Origin of the sequence: Geomonas anaerohicana, assembly GCF_016458305.1 — a bacterium.
Classification (GTDB): Bacteria; Desulfobacterota; Desulfuromonadia; order Geobacterales; family Geobacteraceae; genus Geomonas; species Geomonas anaerohicana.
The window spans coordinates 92,814-111,777 of record NZ_JAEMHL010000012.1 but is presented as its reverse complement, the minus strand read 5'-3'; the positions used below and the strand labels follow the sequence as shown (position 1 = coordinate 111,777).

At 64.0% G+C, this 18,964-nt stretch carries 9 protein-coding genes; 7 read left to right on the top strand and 2 right to left on the bottom strand.

Features of this window, described 5'->3' with window-relative positions:
• The 6 genes from JFN91_RS18605 to JFN91_RS18580 form a co-directional block, all read left to right on the top strand.
• The coding region (locus JFN91_RS18605) for a CxxxxCH/CxxCH domain c-type cytochrome (RefSeq protein WP_199390650.1) at nucleotides 1-1,587 on the top strand (1,587 nt) is incomplete at its 5' end.
• Between the two features lie 211 nt (nucleotides 1,588-1,798).
• The gene (locus tag JFN91_RS18600; RefSeq protein ID WP_236015240.1) at nucleotides 1,799-6,082 is read left to right on the top strand and encodes a CxxxxCH/CxxCH domain c-type cytochrome; all 4,284 of its coding nucleotides are present in this window, start codon (nucleotides 1,799-1,801) and stop codon (nucleotides 6,080-6,082) included.
• A 71-nt stretch (nucleotides 6,083-6,153) separates the two neighbouring features.
• Nucleotides 6,154-10,761 (top strand): CxxxxCH/CxxCH domain-containing protein, encoded by a 4,608-nt coding sequence (locus tag JFN91_RS18595; RefSeq protein ID WP_199390648.1) that lies wholly within the window; start codon nucleotides 6,154-6,156, stop codon nucleotides 10,759-10,761.
• Nucleotides 10,762-10,786: 25 nt separating this feature from the next.
• Nucleotides 10,787-13,237 (top strand): CxxxxCH/CxxCH domain c-type cytochrome, encoded by a 2,451-nt coding sequence (locus JFN91_RS18590; RefSeq protein WP_199390647.1) that lies wholly within the window; start codon nucleotides 10,787-10,789, stop codon nucleotides 13,235-13,237.
• Between the two features lie 152 nt (nucleotides 13,238-13,389).
• Nucleotides 13,390-14,748, top strand: a complete 1,359-nt coding sequence (locus JFN91_RS18585; protein WP_199390646.1) for a PD40 domain-containing protein — start codon at nucleotides 13,390-13,392, stop codon at nucleotides 14,746-14,748.
• On the top strand, nucleotides 14,748-15,896 hold the full coding sequence (locus JFN91_RS18580; protein ID WP_199390645.1) for a cytochrome c biogenesis protein ResB: 1,149 nt from the start codon (nucleotides 14,748-14,750) through the stop codon (nucleotides 15,894-15,896). The genes JFN91_RS18585 and JFN91_RS18580 overlap by 1 nt, the downstream gene beginning before the upstream one ends.
• A gap of 55 nt (nucleotides 15,897-15,951) precedes the next feature.
• Here the strand turns inward: JFN91_RS18580 and JFN91_RS18575 are convergent, their stop codons facing one another.
• Nucleotides 15,952-17,181, bottom strand: coding sequence for a phospholipid carrier-dependent glycosyltransferase (locus tag JFN91_RS18575; protein WP_199390644.1), 1,230 nt, complete (start codon nucleotides 17,179-17,181; stop codon nucleotides 15,952-15,954).
• Complete coding sequence (locus JFN91_RS18570; protein WP_199390643.1) at nucleotides 17,178-17,759, bottom strand: hypothetical protein; 582 nt, start codon at nucleotides 17,757-17,759, stop codon at nucleotides 17,178-17,180. The genes JFN91_RS18575 and JFN91_RS18570 overlap by 4 nt, the downstream gene beginning before the upstream one ends.
• 363 nt (nucleotides 17,760-18,122) lie before the next feature.
• Between JFN91_RS18570 and ccsA the strand changes: the two genes are divergently transcribed.
• Nucleotides 18,123-18,953 carry a cytochrome c biogenesis protein CcsA gene (gene ccsA, locus JFN91_RS18565; protein WP_199390642.1) on the top strand — a complete coding sequence of 277 codons (831 nt, stop codon included), beginning with the start codon at nucleotides 18,123-18,125 and terminating at the stop codon, nucleotides 18,951-18,953.
• The last annotated feature ends 11 nt before the right edge of the window (nucleotides 18,954-18,964 follow it).

The following is an 18,964-nucleotide window of genomic DNA, read 5'->3' as shown; positions in this document are numbered from 1 at the left end:
GGCAACACCTGCTCCGCGGTAACCTGCCACAGCGGCAACGGTATCGTGGCCGGCGTGCCCGACGTACAGTGGGGCGCCTCCCTTGGCTGCAACGGCTGCCACGGCGACTCCGAGACCCTGACCACCAACGCCCACTTCAAGCACGTGAACACCAAGGCCTATGCCTGCGACACCTGCCACGCTTCCACCGTTGTGGGCAGCTCCAGCTTCGCCAACAAGGCCCTGCACGGTGACGCTACCGTCGAGGTTGCCGGCGCCCAGGTAGTGACCTGGAGCGGCACCACCACCAAGACCTGCGCCACCTCCTGCCACATGTCGGCCACCCCGCAGTGGAACAACACGGCATCCGGCGCCTGCGGTACCTGCCATACCGCGCTTTCCAACACCACCGGCGGCCTGATCAGCTCCAACGCGCACGCGCAGCACTTCTCGGCAGCCTACGGTCCGAAGTTCAACTCGACCCTGGCTACCTCCTGCTCCAACTGCCATACCTCCAACACCGCGATCACCCACGTCGACGGCACGCTGAACCTTGCTGCCGGCATGAACAAGATCGGCGCCTGCGGTACCTGCCACAAGCAGAGCACCAACTGGACCACCGGTCGCGTCACCTGCGAAAGCTGCCACAGCACTGCTGGCGGCCAGCTCTCCGTCATCGGCGGCATCACCGCTCCTGACAAGACCATCGCGGCTACCAAGGGCCACGGCAAGGCCGGCATCGCCCAGGCCTGCTCCGCCTGCCACGACAACACCGCAGCTCACATCAGCGGCGTACTCGGCGACCAGAAGCGTCTGCTTCCCGCCCTGGTTGGCTCCACTAACCTTGAGTGTAACTACTGCCACACCGACGCCGGCAAGGTCAGCGGCACCAAGCTCAACGTGAAGGCTCACAAGGCTTCCGGCCTGGGCTCCCTGTGCTCGGACTGCCACAACGCTCACGGTACCGTCAACACCATGATGGTGAACGGCACCATCAACGGCACTGCAGTAAGCTTCACCGGCAACAACACCTTTGCTAACCCGGCTCAGACCGGCGTCTGCCAGGTCTGCCACACCACCACCAAGTACTTCACCAAGGCCGGCCAGCCGGCTCAGGACCACGTAGCCTCCACCACGGACTGCACCCAGTGCCACCAGCACAACCCGGCCACCGGCCTCGCGTTCGTGCCCAATGGTGGTTGCGACGCCTGCCACGGCTACCCGCCGGCACCGCGTCAGACCCTCAGCGCCGTCACCTTCGGCGTGCAGGGTAACTGGTCTTCGGCCCGCTTCGAAGACTACTCCGGCGGCGGTGGTGCTCACCTCGTTCTGGCGCACATCAAGAAAGACGCCAAGCCGAGCGAGGGCTGGGCTAACTGCCTCCCCTGCCACCAGGGTGGCGACGCTACCCACGCCCGTGCCCTGCCCATCAGGACCCACGTGGAGAGCGTAACCGTCCAGATCGACCCGCAGTACCGCTTCTCCGACCAGGCCCTCGCCACCTACACCAGCGTCACGCTGGTCTCCGGCGGGACCAACAAGTCGGGTAGCTGCTTCAACGTGAGCTGCCACTTCAGACCGACTCCGAAGTGGAGCATCGAAAGATAATTATTTTCGATTAGTTAAGACTGAAATTGGCTTTACCAATGCAGTAGAAGCATGTTAAAAACTCCGGCGGGGGGTGCCCCCCCCGCCGGAAATTGGCAGTCTCAGGCATTTAGATAAGGGTTTACAGAAGGAGCTTAACATGAAGAGCTACCGCAGACCTGGATATGGCAATTTCCGAGCCCTCCTTCCGCTTTTGGTGTTCGGAATTGTGATGTTCGCTGCATCGCAGGCGCTGGCCGCGCCGCAATACAACCTCACGTGCGTCGACTGCCATACCATGCCTCCGCTTGACTCGGCTACGGGTGAGCGCGAGCCGGACACCGGTGCATTCCGCGGCAACCACCAGACGCATGCGACAGCGTCGGCTATCAGTTGCACCAAGTGCCATGGCGCTCAGGTGACCACCACCGGCCACCGCGACGGCGTCATCCAGGTGCAGCCGAACCTGAATGGTCACGCGGGTGCCAGCTACAGCAGGGGCTTCTTCAACCAGACCTCGGTTCCTCCCGCGGTCCTTGGTACCTGCTCCAACGTGAACTGCCATTTCGAGCAAACGACTCCGGAATGGGGCATCACGGCCCTCGATCTACCCAACGCGACCAACTGCGGGGTCTGCCACCTGGCGGCACCCACCAGTAACGCCCATCCCCAGCATTTGGCGGTGTACGGCAGCGATCTTACCGTCTGCGCCAAGTGCCACGTGGATCACACCCAGAATGCGAAGCCGTTCCAGCACGCCACCAGCGCCGGGCGGAACATAGCGGTGACCGTCGGCTCCTACGCCGGGTCCAACTTCGCCTACCTGCCGAGCCAGAGCGCAACGCGGGTAGTGGGTAGCTGCTCCAACATGTACTGCCACAGCCCGGGCCAGAACGCGACCGGCGGCCCCCTGGGCGCCGGCGACTACGCGACGCCGAACTGGGGCAACCCGTCCTCCGGCGCCTGCAGCACCTGCCACAGGACCAGCACTCTCGCCACCGGTAGCCACAGCCGTCACCTGGCCTCCAACGGCGACTGCAGCAACTGTCACGTCAACGCGTCGCCCACCTCTTACAATGCGCCGACCCATGCGGACGGCAACATTGATGTGGCCGCCGGCAGCTACGACAAGGCGGGCGCCCCGGGTAACGGCTACGGCCGCTGCTCCACGGCATCGTGCCATGCCAGCCCCTACTCGACCGCTTCCACCACCTCGCCGGTGTGGGGCACCTCGGCCGGCTGCGCCGCCTGCCACAACGGCATCGGCCAGTTCGCCGCCAGCGGCGCTCCGGCCACCGGCAGCCACGACTCGCACATGGCGCTTGCCGGTTCGGCCTGCAACCAGTGCCACGACGGCGCGGTGAAGAACACCAGCGGCGGTCTTTCCCACGCCAACGGCACCGTCGAGGTCGCCAACGACTACACCGCGACGCCGGTTGCCAAGCATGCCCCGGGCACCTACACCGGGACCTGTCTGACTGCATCCTGCCATGCCGACCCTTACAGCACCGCCGCGCTGGAGTCCCCGGTATGGGGCAGCAGCACCGGCTGCGCCTCCTGCCACAAGGGGACCGGCGCCTTCGCCGCCAACGGCGCGCCGGCTACCGGCAGCCACGCGAAGCACCTGGCCCAGCCGGGTACCGGCTGCGACAAGTGCCACAACGGCGCGGCTGCCGGCGTCTCGGGGGGACTCTCCCACGCCAACGGCACCGTCGAGGCGATCAACTACAGCGCCTCCCCGGTCACGAAGCACCCGATCGGCACCTATGACGGCACCTGCTACAACTCCTGCCACTCCAACGGCAACGGCGTTCAGGCCCAGACCCCGGTCTGGGGCGGCAACATGCCGGCCAACTGCTCGGGCTGCCACGGCGGCGCCGCAGGGCTGGGCACCCCGATGATGGCGACCGGCAAGCACCAGTCGCACATGAACAACTACACCACCATGGGACGCGGCAACAACCTTATGTGCGCCGAGTGCCATGCGCTCACCGTATCGCTTGCCAGCAACACCGTGGTCACCGGCACCGGCCACCTGGACAACTTCAAGGACTACTCCGGCGTCAAGGCGGGTGGGCGTTCGAGCTACAGCACGTCGAGCGGCATCTGCTCCAACGCCTACTGCCACAGCTCCGGCCAGCAGGTGCCGGTGTTCGTCAGCATGACCGGCCAGAAGGCCTGGGGCGGCAACGCGAAGCTCTCCTGCAACGGCTGCCACGGCCGCGCGGCAGGGGCCACCTGGACAAGCGCAGCAGGCGCTCCGAACTACGCAAACAAGTACGACGGCACGCTCAAGACCGCCAACAGCCACGAGAAGCACACCGCTTCCATGACCGACTCCCGCGGCTGCGCCAACTGCCACAACACCACCGTGGACCAGGGTGTCGCCTTCAAGATGCGCGATTACTCCTCCAACCACGTGAACCGCGTCCGCGACGTCGACTTCGCCATGGGCGGCAGCTACGCACAGGACACCAAGACCTGCACCAACTACTGCCACAGCAACGTCCAGGCGCCCGGCGGCAACGGTACCGCCACCACCTTCGGCAACCCGAGCTGGGGCGCCAACGGCTCCATGACCTGCGCCTCCTGCCACAAGGACATGTCGACCCTGCAGGAGAACGCCAACGACCTGAACTTGGGGAGCCACAAGCGCCACACCGTGGACTCCGCGTACAGCTGCTCCATGTGCCACGGCACCGGTTACTCGGCTGGCAGCACCGGCGCAACCCACGCCGACGGCACCATCAACCTCGCCTTCACCGCCAAGGCGACCGGCACCACCTACTCGCAGCAGGTGGACAACACCCCGGGCGACGGCTACGGCACCTGCTCCACCAGCGCCTGCCACGGCCGCGCGACCCGCAACTGGGGCGTCTCGACCACGCTGCCGACCTGCGAGAAGTGCCACGGCTCGGCCAACACCGCCCAGACTTCGGCCACCTTCAAGGACACCGCGGGGAGCCCGGCGAGCCCCTACACCGGCACCCACGTCTCGCACCTGGCGGGGAGCCACAACTACTCCAACCCGATCACCTGCGACCAGTGCCACTCGGTACCGGCCACGGTTGACGCAGCCGGCCACATGGACGGCCTGCCGGCGACCCTCACCTGGGGCTCGCTGGCCACGCACCCGAGCATCGCGGGTGGCGTGGAAGGTGCCGCCATGGCGCCGAGCTACACCGCCAGTGGGCGGATCTGCAACAACACTTACTGCCACGCCGGCCTCAGAAAAGGCGATGGCTCTGCTCAGGGTACCGGTTCGGCCCCGTCCTGGAACGACCCGGCTTACCTCGGCGGCACCGGCTGCAACAAGTGCCACATGTACCCGCCGGCATACCCGCACACGACCAGCACCAACTGCAGCGCCTGCCACAACCACGTGGCGCAGTCCAACGTGGCCTTCGTGGACAAGAGCAAACACCTGGACGGTTCCATCGAGGTCACCGTCGACGACTGCCTGGGCTGCCACTCCTCGGTGAACGCCTGCGGACAGAACGATCCGACCTGCGTCAACAAGGAGCTCATCGGCGCGCACAAGATGCATACCGACGCGGAACTGTTCCTGGCCGGTAAGAAGCTTTCCAACGGCGACTTCATCGACACCTCCTGGATCTACTCCATCGAGTACAAGGATGGCTTCCCGAAATACGGCTGCGGCTTCTGCCATCCGATGGATTCCGGTTCGCACAAAAACGGTACCGTCGAGCTCGACCTCGACCCGAGCCACAGCCTGGCCGGCACCGTCAAGACCAAGAACAAGGCGGGCGGCCCCTGGGTCGTCAACTACACCATGGGTAGCAACGTGGTCTGCTCCAACGTGTACTGCCACTCCAACGGCTTCGTATCCGAGACCACCAGCCAGTACCAGTTCCAGACCACCCCGAACTGGTACGCGACCGACCCGTGGGGCAGCGTCGACAGGTGCGCCCAGTGCCACGGCAACTCGCCCAACAGCGGCGGCAAGGAAGGTTCCGCGGCCCACGGTCGTCACGTGATCGGCAACCACTACGCCGACATCTTCGACGGCTACAGCGCGAGGATCCCGGTTGCCGGCGGGGTAAGCTCCGGCGCCGCACACGGCGACCCGAACACCTCGACCACCTTCAGCTGCAACCTGTGCCACAACGCGACCGTCACCGTGTCCTACAACGACAAGGGTAACGCCTGCTCCAGCTGCCACGGCAGCTCGGCACCGCTCAAAGGGAACCTGCAGGTACTGGCCACCAACCAGACCCACATCAACGGCGACGTCGACGTGGTATTCATGAGTCCGTTCAACATCAAGTCCAAGGCGCAGCTCAGGCCGGGTGTCGACGCAGTCCAGTCGGTCTACACCTCCTGGACCCGCGTGAACGGTTACAAGACCGCCGCTTCCTACGACCAGGCCCGGACTACCCCGAGCTACGTCGGCGGCACCTGCTCCACCGTCGCCTGCCACAACGGCACGCAGATGGAGTGGCGCACCAAGGGGCCGCTGGCCTGCGCAGCCTGCCACGTCGGGCTGCCGCAATAGGGGGGCATGAATGTGTATAACCAAGAAGCACGCAACCACGACACATCGAGTGCAAAGGCAGGTGAACTGACATGGGAAAAGTGATCGTTAAAAATATAAAGGGTATGGGGTGGGGTGCTAGAGCCTGCCTGATCGCGATGTTCACCATGTTGGCGACCGTGCTCCTTTTGCAGATGAAGCAGGTGAGGGACGCCCAGGCCGCGGTAGCGGTGCAGACCCAGTGGGCCATCCTCGGCACCGGCACCACCTCGACCTTCAGCACCATGACACTGGCCAAGCCGACGGCGAGCAACCGCCTGCTGGTGGTCAAGGTGGTGGCCGACTACTCCACGGCCATCACCACCTTCTCCCCGACGGTCACCTACGGCGGGCAGACGCTGACCAAGATCGTGGCGACCGACACCACGAGCCGCCAGAAGGTCTGGTTCGGTTACCTTAAGGAGACCGGCATCGCCGCGGCGACCAGCACCAACTTCGCGGTGACCTGGAACTCCACGCCGCAGACCGGCTGCGGCCTCTCGGCGGCCTTCTACTCCAACGTCGACCAGACCACGCCGATCACCGGTTCGCGTGCGGTGGCCTCGGATACCTCGGCTACCACGCCGACCTCCGGAACCATCAACGTGACCAACGGCGGCTGGGCCATCTACGGCTCCAACGTGAACACGGCGCTAACCGCCACGGTCCCGGCCGGTTACACCGAGCACTTCGATACGGCCAACGGCACCCTCTACGAGGACGCGGTCGGTTCCAAGCAGATCACCGCCACCGGGACGGAAAACCCGCTCCCCACTTGGTCCACCCAGCGCTACGGCTTCGCGGTCATCGGACTCAACCCGGCTACCACCACGCTGGGCAACGGCACCGTGGGCACCACCGCCAACGTGGCGCCTGGCGCCGCCAGCCAGAAGATCGACGGCTTCTCACTGGTGACCGGCTCCGCCGGCACCACCGATACCGTCACCGGCCTCACCGTGACCACGACCAACAACGCCGCCATCGCCAGCATGCAGATCTGGAACGAGGCGGGGACCACCCAGTACTTCGCCACGGTGAACAACCCCGGCTCCGATACCTGGACCTTCTCGGGCGGCACCGCGATCCCGGTGACCAACACCGCCGCGAACTACAAGATCCTGGTCACCTACAAGACCCGTGCGGCAGGGGCTCCCTCCGGCAACACTGCAACTACGGCGAAGGTTTCCGCCATTACCAGCGGGAACGTCCTCGCCGGTAGCGACACCGCGGACACCACGCTCACCCTGATCAACACCCATGCCGCCTCCACGTGGGGGACCAATACGGCGACGAGCACTACCATCACGCTCAACTGGACCTACGGCACCCCCGGGCAGAACGTGATCATCATCCGTTACGCTGGCGCCAAGACCGACACCACGAAGCCTGTCGACGGCACGACCTACGGCCTCGGCACGGCGTTCGGCAGCGGCGGCACCGTTCGCTACGTGGGGAACGCCTCTACCATCCCCGACAGCGTGGGACTGGTGGCCGGCACCACCTACTACTATAAGATTTTCGAGTACGACACCTACACCAACTACTACAACGCTACCGATGTCTGGACCGCGGGGCTCACGCCCTTGAGCTCCGACGCGGTGGCGCCGACCGTCAACGCTGGCTTCGCCGCCACCACCCCGGTGAACACCCTCACGGTGCCGATCACCTCCTTCGGCGCCACCGACAACGTGGGCGGCAGCGGTATCGCGGGCTACATGATCACCACCAGTGCCACCGCGCCGCTGAGCACCGACGCTGCGTGGACCTCCACCGCGCCGACCAGCTACACGGTCGCCGCGGCCGGCACCTACACCCTGTACCCGTGGGCCAAGGACGGCGGCGGCAACGTCTCGCCGGTCTACGCCACCCCGGTCACGGTGGTGGTCGACATGACCGCTCCGACGGTCGCCACCTTCACCGTGAACACCCCGTCGGCGAGCCGCAACATTCCGATCGCGGCACTGACCGGCACCGACGTGGGCACCTCGGTGTCCCGCTACCTGATCACCACCACGAGCGCCCAGCCCGCCGCAGGCGCGGCAGGGTGGAGCGCCACCGCTCCGACCACCTACACGGTGGCAAGCGACGGCACCTACACCCTCTACCCGTGGGTTAAGGACGCGGCCGGCAACGTTTCCCTGGTCTCCGGCCTCACCCGCACAGTAGTGGTCGACGCAACCGCGCCGACCGGCCTTACCGCGGTATCGCCGGTCGACACCTCCATCGACCAGCCGCTTAACGTGGCGCTGCAGGCATCGACCGCCACCGACGCCGGTGTAGGCGGCGTCACCTACTACTTCACCATCACCGACGGGGCAGGCTACAACGCCAACTCCGGCTGGGTCGCCACCAACTCGTGGGCGCCGGCGGGCTTAGGCTACGGCACCACCTACACCTGGCAGGCAAGGGCGAAAGACAGCCTCGGCAACCAGACCGCACTGACCACACCGATGACCTTCACCACCGGGGCGGCCTGCGTGCGCAACGACCCGACCCTGACCCTGTTGACCCCGACCGGCGGCATCGCCTCCACCATCAGCACCGATGGCGGCACCTCGGTCTACAACCTGAAGGTGATCAACAACGACTACGGCGGGTGCGGGGCTACCACCTTCAACCTCGGCGTTTCCGACACCGACGCGCTCGACGTCTTCGATCCGCCGACCCTGGGCAACTCGGCTCTGACCCTGCCGCCGGGCGGCCAGGTCACCACCACCGTTACCGTCAAGGCGACCGTTGACCACGTGGGCGGCATGAGCAAGACCCGCGCCTTCACCGTGGCCGACGCAAACCACGCCGCGGTGACTACGGGCGACGTGCAGACCACCCTCAACGTGGTGGCGTGTACGCCGAAGACCCCGCTGCTGATCGTAGGCCCCAACTCCGGCTACCTCAACCGCGGCGGCACCATGAAGTACACCGTCACTGTGAAGAACACCGACTCCGGCGCCGGCTGCAGCGCGGTCACCTACAACCTGGCAATTCCGGCGGAGAGCAACTCAACGGACTTCAATGCGTCGACCTTCAGTGCGCCGAGTCTCTCGCTCGGCTCCGGCCAGCTCGGCTCGGTGACCCTTACCGTTTCCGCCAAGTCGACCGCGGCAAAAAACGTCATCAACCAGACGACGGTAGGCGTTTCCGCAATATCGCATACGGCGCCGGCCAACAAGGTGGTCACCTCGACGGTGAACAACCCGATGCTGCACAACTCGGATAGCACCAGCTCCACCAAGTGGAGTGCCAACGGTGGCTGGGGTATCCCCGGTGCACGCTACGGCGAGTTCGACTGCACCACCTGCCACGTGCAGGGCGGCGCCGCGACCCGCAACGTGAATCGCATCCGCGAGACCGTCACCGCACCCGACACCAGCAAGGGGCAGCTCCCGGGCGCCGGGCAGCCGATTAACTACAGAAGGACCGCCGGCACCAGCAAAACCCAGCCGGTTCCGGGCTGGGACGGCGGCGCGACGCCGAGGGCCAGCTCCGACAAGATCTGCGAGATCTGCCATACCTATGACGCCGCCGGCGCCAGCGGTACCAAGGCACATCCGTACTCCACCGCGGCCACCCTGGGCAACCACTTCGGTACCGACGGCCGTGACTGCATCGACTGCCACAAGCACGGCAAGGGCTTCGGCGTAGCGGGCCTTGGCTGCACCGGCTGCCACGGCACCGAGACCGCCACCATCACCCCGGACAACCGTTACGTGGTGGCGCCGCCGAGAAACGCCAACGGGCTCACCGGTACCCTGACCGGCATCGGCCAGGTCAGCAACGATCCCAAGGTCGGTGCGCACCAGACACACCTGAAGAGGCTGAACGGCTTCAGCAACTACTCGACGATCGATTACACGTGCCAGGCCTGCCACGGCCCGCTGCCGACCGACTTCAGCCACATCAACTCCAACTCCATCCCCGTCTTCCAGGGGCTGGCGACGAAGAACGGTGCGATGTCCGCCTCCTACAGCGGCACCACCTGCAACAACACCTACTGCCACAACCCGGCAGCCACCGGCGGGACGCTCCTCGCCACCAACGCTGGCAGCTCGGTATTCCCGTCCTGGACCTCCGCGGGCTACGTGGTTAGCGGCACCAAGTCGGTCGCCAACTGCTCCGTCTGCCACAAGGTCCCGGGCGTCACCGGGTTCGAGCCGGCCGGGACCCACTCCGGCATGAACACCGACGTGACCGACTGCTCCGGCTGCCACGGCCACAACGGCGACGGCAGCGGCACCGTGGCCGGCCGCCGCCACATGGACGGCATCAAGTTCGGGGCCGGCAACTGCGATACCTGCCACGGCTACGACGTCGGCACCTGGTCCGCCTTCCCCGAGCGCTCCGGCGTGATCACCGGCAAGGGCGCTCACGAGAAGCACATTGCGTACCTGAAGACGCGCTACAACGTCACGCTGACCCCCGCCTCCGATGCCTTCGGCGTCGGTAACTCGTGGACACAGGTCTGCGGTGTATGCCATAATGGCGCCTCCCACAACATGGGCGAAGCCATCCCCGGCACCGGGCGCACCATTTCCATCACGCCGGCCCGCCAGTTCGGCGGCCTGCTGCCGGTCTACAACGGCACCGTCGGGGTAGCCTCCGCGATCAAGCCGAAGACCTGTTCCAACGTCGATTGCCACTACAAAGAGACGCCGTCCTGGTAGTATCCAGCGGGGGGAGGCAGATATAATGCTGAACGTTTTTAAAGAGAAATATGGAAAGATACTGCTGGTTGCAGGCGCGATAACCGCCTGCGCCGGCATCCCCGGCAAGGCGTCCGCGCTCACCTGCGTCGACTGCCACGGCAATCCGCCGGTCGATAACGCGAGCCGCGTCGGTGGAACCACCGGCCAGTTCCCCGGCTCGCACAACAAGCACGCGGGTTCCGCGGCCGGGCAGTACGGGTACGCCTGCACCAAGTGCCACGTGAACAACACCGCCGCGAATCACTCCAACGGCAACATCGACATGGCGGTGCCGCTCAACGGCAATACCGGTGCGTCGTACGGCAAGGGGAGCAGCTTCCCGGTCTCCAACAACACCTTGGCCGGCCAAGCCTGTTCCGCCACCTATTGCCACTCTGACGGCACCTCGGTGGCCACCGGCGGCGCCTCCACCGGCAGTTCGCCCAACTGGGGGACCACAGGGACCACCTGCACCAGTTGCCACGGCAGCGGCGGGACCACGGGCGCTCCGGCCTACGTGAACGTCAGGGTCTATCCGTCGGCGTCTCCCGTCAGCACCGGCTGGACCACCCCGGCCAACGCCTACGCCGATGACAATGTCTACGCGGTGTACAACACCACCACGCAGCAGCCCCTGGTGCTGACCGGCTTCAACACCACCGCAGCCGGGCTTACGGCTGGGGACACCATCACGGGCATCTCGGTCACCGTGCACGGTCTGGCCGCTTCAGGGCTCATCAACGTGGCCTTGACCAAGACCGGCACCGCCACCGCCGTGGGCACCGCGAAGACCGCCACGCTCCCCACCACCGACGGCACCGTGATGGTCAACACGACCCCGACTGACCTCTGGGGGACCACCTGGACTGTCGCGGACCTGCAGTCGGCAAACTTCGGTGTCATCATCAAGGACAACGACACTACCGCCTCCAACATCCAGATTGACTCGGTCACCGTGGTAGTGCACACCGCCGCCGAGCCGAAGATGAACAGCCACGCGTCGCACACCTCAAAGACCTGCGACGTCTGCCATAACGCGACCACCACCGATGGCACCACCATCGCCACTCCCGCCAACCATGCGGCGGGCAGCTATAGCCTGGTTGCCAAGACCGGCACTACCTTCACGTACGCCTACAACGCCGCTGGTAGTACCTGCTCAACCGTTTCCTGCCACGGCAACGCCATCTGGGGGGTGTCCGTCTTCAACTGCGTCACCTGCCACAACGGGGTGCTGAATACCTCGGCGGCTACCCAGGCGCTGGGCGGACCGACCACCCGCAGGAACGTGGTCGCGGAAATGAAGAGCACCTGGAGCCACAAGCGCTCCTCCAGCGGCGGAACGCCGGCCAACACCGTCGTCAATCCCGCCGACTGCATCGTCTGCCATATGGAAGGCGACAAGACCACCGGCAAGACGACCGCGGTCCACGGCAACGGTTACATCAACCTGCGCGACCCGGACACCGGTAACAACATCAAGAACGTCACCTGGAACGGCGCGACGCCGGGTGCGTACGTCGAAGGGACGACGGACGTGCAGTTCACCCAGTTCCGGCGCGACCTGAGCCAGCTGCTTGAGAGCGACCCCAACTGGCTTATCATCGCCGCCATACAGCAGAACCATTGCCTGAAGTGCCACGATGCCAACGGTGCACAAAACGCGAACGCTCAGGTTCCGACCACCGGCACTGCGATGCAGCCCTTCGGCGTCGCGATCACCGGCCACGTCGCTCCGTACAACAGCAACGGCGCGGGCAACGTAGTCAACGTCGTGGCAGGCTTCACGACCACCAACGCCTCCTACCATCCGGTCATCGGCAAGCAGAACAACAGCTACGTGCAGGGTGCTCAGATGCTGGCCCCCTACAGCAACATAACGAAGACCAACGGTAACAACACTTCGTACGGTGCCCTGATCTCCTGCTGGGACTGCCATGCAACCTTGGGGCAGACCGGGGTGCAGACTGCCACGGTTACCGCACACGGCGGCGCCGTCACCCTGCGCGGCCCGATCAGGGCTGCAGGAACCACGACCACGACCAACCTGTGCATCAACTGCCACGCGACCAAGTACGCCACGACCGGCTCGCAGCACGGTACCGGTTCCGCGTTCACCGTCGGCAAGAGCAACATGGGCACTACGACCTTCAACAACTGCTCCTACTGCCACGGCTACGGTGTGGTCGGCGCAACCTACTCGGCTACCAGCGTCGCCCGTCCGCAGCGTATGGAAGAAGCGCACGGCTTCAACGACAGGGTAGTCGGCACCGTAGGCTCCAAGTGGTCCAACGGCAACAGGCCGTACGCATTCATCCGCAACACGCTCAGCGGCTGGGCGCCGAAGTCCGCGGTTGGCGATACCATCACCAACCCATCCACCTGCACCGGCACCGGCGGCACCTGCAACAACAACATGAGCAACAGCTCCAACGGCCTGGGCGGCGTGTACTAAATCGCCCAACTGTCAGTTCGAAAGGCCAACACCCCGCCCACACTGGGCGGGGTTTTTTTCTGGGGCCCGCGCGCCGGTTGTTCGCAACCGGCGGCGAGGGGATCTCAAGCGGCAATGCCCGTGCCGGCGGCAGGGCGACAAGGAATCACGGTATGAAACGTATCAAAGCAGTAGCGCTCGCGGTGGTGGTCCTGGGCGGCCTCTTCGGGTGCAGCAAGGAACGCGGCAAAGAAAAGGACCTTTCATTGCTTACCACGACTACGGTCGTCGCGGAAATCGCCGGCCTGCAGCAAGCCGGGAGCGCCTGGAACTCCGAACCGATCCGCAACGTCCCCCAGCTGGATTTCAGCGCTACCGGCAGAGGTTATTTCTACATAGCCGAACAAGGCGGCAAGTTCCACGTGGTCCACAACGGCAAGACGCACACCTCGTACACCAACATACTGACCCCCACACTGAGCCCTGACGGCCAACGCATCGCTTACCAGGCCTACGTCGACGACAAGCCACGCATGGTGGTTGACGGCCGGGAAGGGGAGGTCGCCGAGGAACTTGAGATTCCCGTTTTCAGCCCGGACAGCCGGCATCTCGTGTACCAGGCCAAAATGGGGGGGCGCTGGTGTTTCGTCGTCGACGGGCGCAGCTTCCCCGGCAACCAAACCCAACACAACCAGTTCGGATTCAACTCCGACGGCAGTCGTATCGCCTACGTTGATGCCATGTCCGAAGGGGCGCCGCCGCGGCTGGTGGTCACGGACCTCGACTTCAAGAAGCAGACGGTCCGCGAGGCCACCGGCTCCGCCATGGTCATCAGCGATAACCGGACCCGGGTCGCGGCGATATCCGATGCGGGCGGCAAAAAAAGGGTGGTCGAGTTGAGCTTCGCGCAGCCCGACTCCGTGAAGGAAGGCCCCCTCTACGACAACGTCCGGGACCTCGCCATCAGCCCCGATGGGGCATCCGTGGCCTACATTGCGGAGAAGGGCGGGGCAAGGCTGCTCGTCCATAACGGGGTGGAAAAGCCGTTTCCCGCCGGGGAACTGGTAGGTTCCATCACCTTCCGCCCCGACGGCAAAGGGTTCGGCTTCCTGGTCGCCTCCAAGGGGAGCTGTACTTTCTACCAGTCGGGCGGTCAGACCGAGAAACGCCCCTACGACGAGGTGGGGGAACTCGCCTACAGCAAGGACGGCAACAGCTGCGTATACCTGGGGCGCAAGGTGACCCCGGGGCAGATCGGCAAGAGCATCTTTGCGGTGGTGAACGGCAAGGAAACGGCGCGTTTCGACAAGGTGACCGGGCCTACCTTCAGCCCCGACGGGCGGCTGGTGGCCTATCGCGCGCGCCAGGACGGGAAACGCTTCGTGGTGGTCTCGGACCTTAATGGCAAGATCGTCAGGCAGGACCCCGTGCACGAGATGGTCTTCCCACCGGTGTTTTCGAATGATGGGAAACTCCTCGCCTACGGGGTGAAGGATGGCGCAAAACTGGTTTGGAACGTGGAGAAGCTGTAATGCCCGAAATAGAAGCGCCCGAAAACGGACCGGAGACGGAACAGTTCCCGCTGGAGCCCCGCTATCACCCGATACGAAAGGTTCCGCGCGCCATTTACGACTTCTTCGCATCGGCCAGGCTGGCCATGGTCTTGCTGGTCACCATTCTTGTGTGCTGCCTCGTGGGGGTCACCGTGTTCCGTGGACCGCGCTCCGGGGAGATGATCTTCGACACCATGTGGTTCAACGGCCTGCTGGTGCTCCTCATCGTCAACGTCGCCTGCTGTTTTTTCGGCAGGATATGGGGGCGCAGGATCACCCTCATCTCCTTCGGAATGATCCTGTTCCACCTCAGCTTCGTGGCGATGTTCATCGGCATCATCTACAACAGCCTGTTCTTCTTCCGCGGTTCCATGAGGCTTACCGAAGGGGAGACCGTGCAAAACGGGGAGCGCGGTAGCTACGACGCGGTGGCGATGGGACGGTTCTTCAACGTCTTGTGGCTCAAGGGGAATACCACCTTGAACGCGCTGCACCTGGGCTATAAGCTCGACGGCGTCGACAAGAAAAGGGCCTATGACATCACGGTGGGGGAAGGGGAAGCCAAGAAGCAGGAAACCATCTACCTCACCAAGAACCTCGACTACAAGGGCTTCAAGTTCTTCCCGGACCAGGAGGGGTACTCCGTGCTGACCGTCCTCTACGACAAGCAGGGACGGGAGATGTACGGCGCCTACCTGCCGTTGCAGAGCCTGAAGCACTCGGACAATTCGATCTTCTACACCACCGGTACCAAGACCGGTCCCGGGAGCCTCGCCTTTCCGTACCTTCCCGAGAAGCCGCTTTTCGATCTCCAGGTGGCCTATCGTCCCGACCCGGTGCAGGAGAAGTCGGGTACCGCGTTTTTCATGGTGAAGCCTCTCGGTTCGGCCATGAAACACATGGACCAGCAAGCCTTCCAAAAAAGCGGGACTCCTCTTGGCGCGATGTACGATGCAGGCGATTACCGCCTGTCAGCGCGGGAGGTCCGTTACTGGGTCAGCATGAAGGTGAGCTACGAACCGGGTCAGATCATCGTCCTCAGCAGCCTCTGGGTTGGTTTGTTCGGTATGATCCTGACCACGGCCGGCAGGATGCTGAGAGGGCGGCGGGAGAGCGCGAAAGGGTAGGCGAGGGCGCTCCGCGGGAAAGGGTGGGGCGCGCACGCCGCCAGCGAAGCGGAACCTATTGCCGGTACAGCTTGGCGTCCGAGTTGTCGAGCAGGTAGCGGTAGGGTACCACGGGGACGTTTTTCGCCGTGGCGACCGGGTATAGATACAGGTTCCAGGCCAGCATCGCCGCCAGGACCAGGTGGTACAGACGGGCGTTGACCCGCCCGGCCACCTCAGTCACCAGGCAGCCTATGGCGGTGAAGGCAAAGGGGAGCAGCGGGACTGCCGAGTAGATGAAGGTGGGGCGTTTTACCCCCACGAAGAGCGCGTAGGTTCCGAAGAACAGCAGCACCGGCAGGCCGAGCGCGAGAGATTTCCGGCGCAGCGCGAGCACAGCGAGGACAATCATCGACGGCAAGGTGAGCATCCAGACCGGCAGGCTGTTCATGTAAAGGATGAATTCGCCGCGGTCGGCGCCGATGAAGGTGCCCTGGCCGACGGTGATGGAGCGGATAAACCATTCCAACGCGGAGCTGTGGCTTAAGAAGACCATGTCCGGGTTGTAGTTCTCCGGCCGGTAGGTCTGCAGCGACAAGTAGGCGTCCTGTATGAACTGGAGGAACTCGGGGAAGGCGTAACCGCGCATGAACCAGAAGTAGTAGGAGCCGATGAACACGCTGGCCGGAATGAAGAGATAGGTCGCCGTGATGAAGAACGCGGTCCCCACGCTGCGATAGTTCCGGTTCTCTTTCAGAAGCAGCAGGTAGATCAGCAGCCAGCAAGGGACGTAATACCACTTGGTGGCCAGGGCGCATCCCATGAGGAAGGCGCTCGCCGCGACCAGCCAGCTTCGCCCCGCGTGCCTTTGGTAGAGCACGATTGCTGCGAGGAAAAAGGCCCCGCCGTAGATCTCCTCGAAGGTGTAGCGGGACATGACGATGTGCAGGGGGTCGGTGGCGAGCAGCAACCCCGCCAGTAATGCCGCTTTTCTCCCCCCGCTCACGTTGCGCGCGAAGAGGTAGGTGAGCACGCAGGCGGCCGCTCCGAACAGGATGTTTCTCATGCGCCACCCGTACGGGTTGTCGCCGAAAAGCTGCAGGAAACCGTACATGAGTATGTGGCGCAGCGGCGGGTGCTCCCAGTTGTCGGGCTCGAACTGGCCGTTGAGCCAATAGTTGGTTCCGGCGGGGACGTGAGCCATCTCATCGCCCCATCTGAAGCTGGGATAGCCGATGTCGTAGAACCTCAGGCCGAAGGCGAGCAGGAACAGCAGGCAGACAAGGATTATCTCGTTTCTCTTCATTTGCGGTTGCCCTGGTAGATGACGGTGATGTCGCTGGAGATGCCTTTGCGGGTGAGCAGATCCTGTGCCTGTCTGGCGTCGAACACGTCGCCATTGATATAGACCAGGACCGGCTCTGACAGATGCGGAAGCGATGAGGGCGTGGTCCCGATCATCGGCAGGCCGTTCAGGTCGTACAGTGAGACGCCCCTCTCCAACCCCGCGATGGGCTTTATGACCTTGGTTGTCGGTTGCTGCAGAAACTCCACCCAGTTCTCGTCAGGGACGATGAAATAGAGCTTCCTGATGACATTCTGGAATATGGAGTACTCGATCAGGTTGGAATGCTCCAGTTGCGGCTCGCCCTGGTAGTTGAAACGACCGTGCATGTGCGGGTACCGGTCGAAAAGAACCAGCGTTCTCCCCTTGACCCCTGTGCGCTGCCACACGGCGTAGGCCTTTTCGGGGGCGTCGACGGACACGGTTTCTCTTGCCTGCGCGAAGCGCCTGTGGCCGGTGCCGTGATCGTGCCCGACGACGATGGTGGTGATAAGCAAGGCGGTAGCTGCCAGTGACCAGGCGATTTTGTGTCGGTACATGGTTGCAATCCCGGGAGTGGTTTCAGGTCGCACAGGCTGTTGCGCACGACTGTGTGACGCGGCGGTTCCTGCCGGCAGAACAGCGTCCTGAACCGCTGCCACACTATGAATGAACAGGGCTTTTTCGTCAAGGCGCATGAGTCTCCTCTTCGTCAGAACCGAGGGCCTGGTACAGGTGACAATCGTTACTCTTTGGGGGGCTCGTCCTGGTTGTCATAGAAGAGCTACAGTGTGCGGAAAAGCTGAAACCAGGCGGGAATCATAAGGTTTGACATGGCAGGATGGTGCATGTTTTAATGGGTGGTCCGGCGCTGCAGCCTGAGTGGACAGTACTGTCGGAAACCTACTTCTGGAGGTGAATGGATGAAAGCCGAACTCTTGTTTTTCTGGACTGCCGTTGCACTGTATGGCTTGAGCACATTCTGTTACATCTTCGGGTTCATCGCGAACTATGACAAGCTGTTCCGTGCCGGTCTCTTCAGCGCACTGGCCGGCTTCTTTCCGCACGTCATAGCGATCTCCATGCGCTGGGCCGCTTCGGGGGCCGGGGTGACCCCGTTCATCTCCATCTCCGAATCGCTCAGCCTGGGCGTGTTCATGACCGTCCTCATCTTCCTCATTTCCGAGTTCACCATCAAGAAGGTACTGCCGCTGGGCGCGCTGGTCATGCCGGTGGCGTTCGTCCTTCTGGGCTGGGCCGGCACACTCTTGAAGGAAGTGGCGGCCACCATCGCCCCCGCACTGCAAAGCGGCTGGATCTGGGTCCACATCACCGGCGCCACCATCGGCTTTGCCTCGGTCCTCCTCGCGGCCGGCATGGGCTTTCTGTATCTTTTCAAGGAGAGAAACGACGCGGGGCTCGCGGCGAAGCTGCCGGAGCTCGCGACCATCGACCGGCTGTCCTACCGTTTCGTTGCGGGGGGCTTCATCATGTACGGCCTCATGATCATCTCCGGTGCCTACTGGTCCAACACGGTAAAGGGCAACTACTGGAACTGGGATCCGGTCGAAGTGTGGTCTCTCATCTCGTGGCTCATCTACGGCATATACCTGCACCTGCGGGTCACCTTCGGCTGGCGCGGCACCAGGCTCGCCTGGTATTCCCTGATCGCCGTCGTGGTGATGATCGTGAGTTACTGGGGCATTCCGTTCGGCGTCGAGACCTTCCACGCCGGTTTCAGGATTCAGCACTGATTCAGTTTCTT

Coding starts and splice junctions, on each gene's coding strand:
- JFN91_RS18580 (WP_199390645.1), top strand. CDS start 14,748: ATGCCCGAAATAGAAGCGCCCGAAAACGGACCGGAGACGGAACAGTTC.
- JFN91_RS18600 (WP_236015240.1), top strand. CDS start 1,799: ATGTTCGCTGCATCGCAGGCGCTGGCCGCGCCGCAATACAACCTCACG.
- JFN91_RS18575 (WP_199390644.1), bottom strand. CDS start 17,181: ATGAAGAGAAACGAGATAATCCTTGTCTGCCTGCTGTTCCTGCTCGCC.
- JFN91_RS18590 (WP_199390647.1), top strand. CDS start 10,787: ATGCTGAACGTTTTTAAAGAGAAATATGGAAAGATACTGCTGGTTGCA.
- JFN91_RS18570 (WP_199390643.1), bottom strand. CDS start 17,759: ATGTACCGACACAAAATCGCCTGGTCACTGGCAGCTACCGCCTTGCTT.
- JFN91_RS18595 (WP_199390648.1), top strand. CDS start 6,154: ATGGGAAAAGTGATCGTTAAAAATATAAAGGGTATGGGGTGGGGTGCT.
- ccsA (WP_199390642.1), top strand. CDS start 18,123: ATGAAAGCCGAACTCTTGTTTTTCTGGACTGCCGTTGCACTGTATGGC.
- JFN91_RS18585 (WP_199390646.1), top strand. CDS start 13,390: ATGAAACGTATCAAAGCAGTAGCGCTCGCGGTGGTGGTCCTGGGCGGC.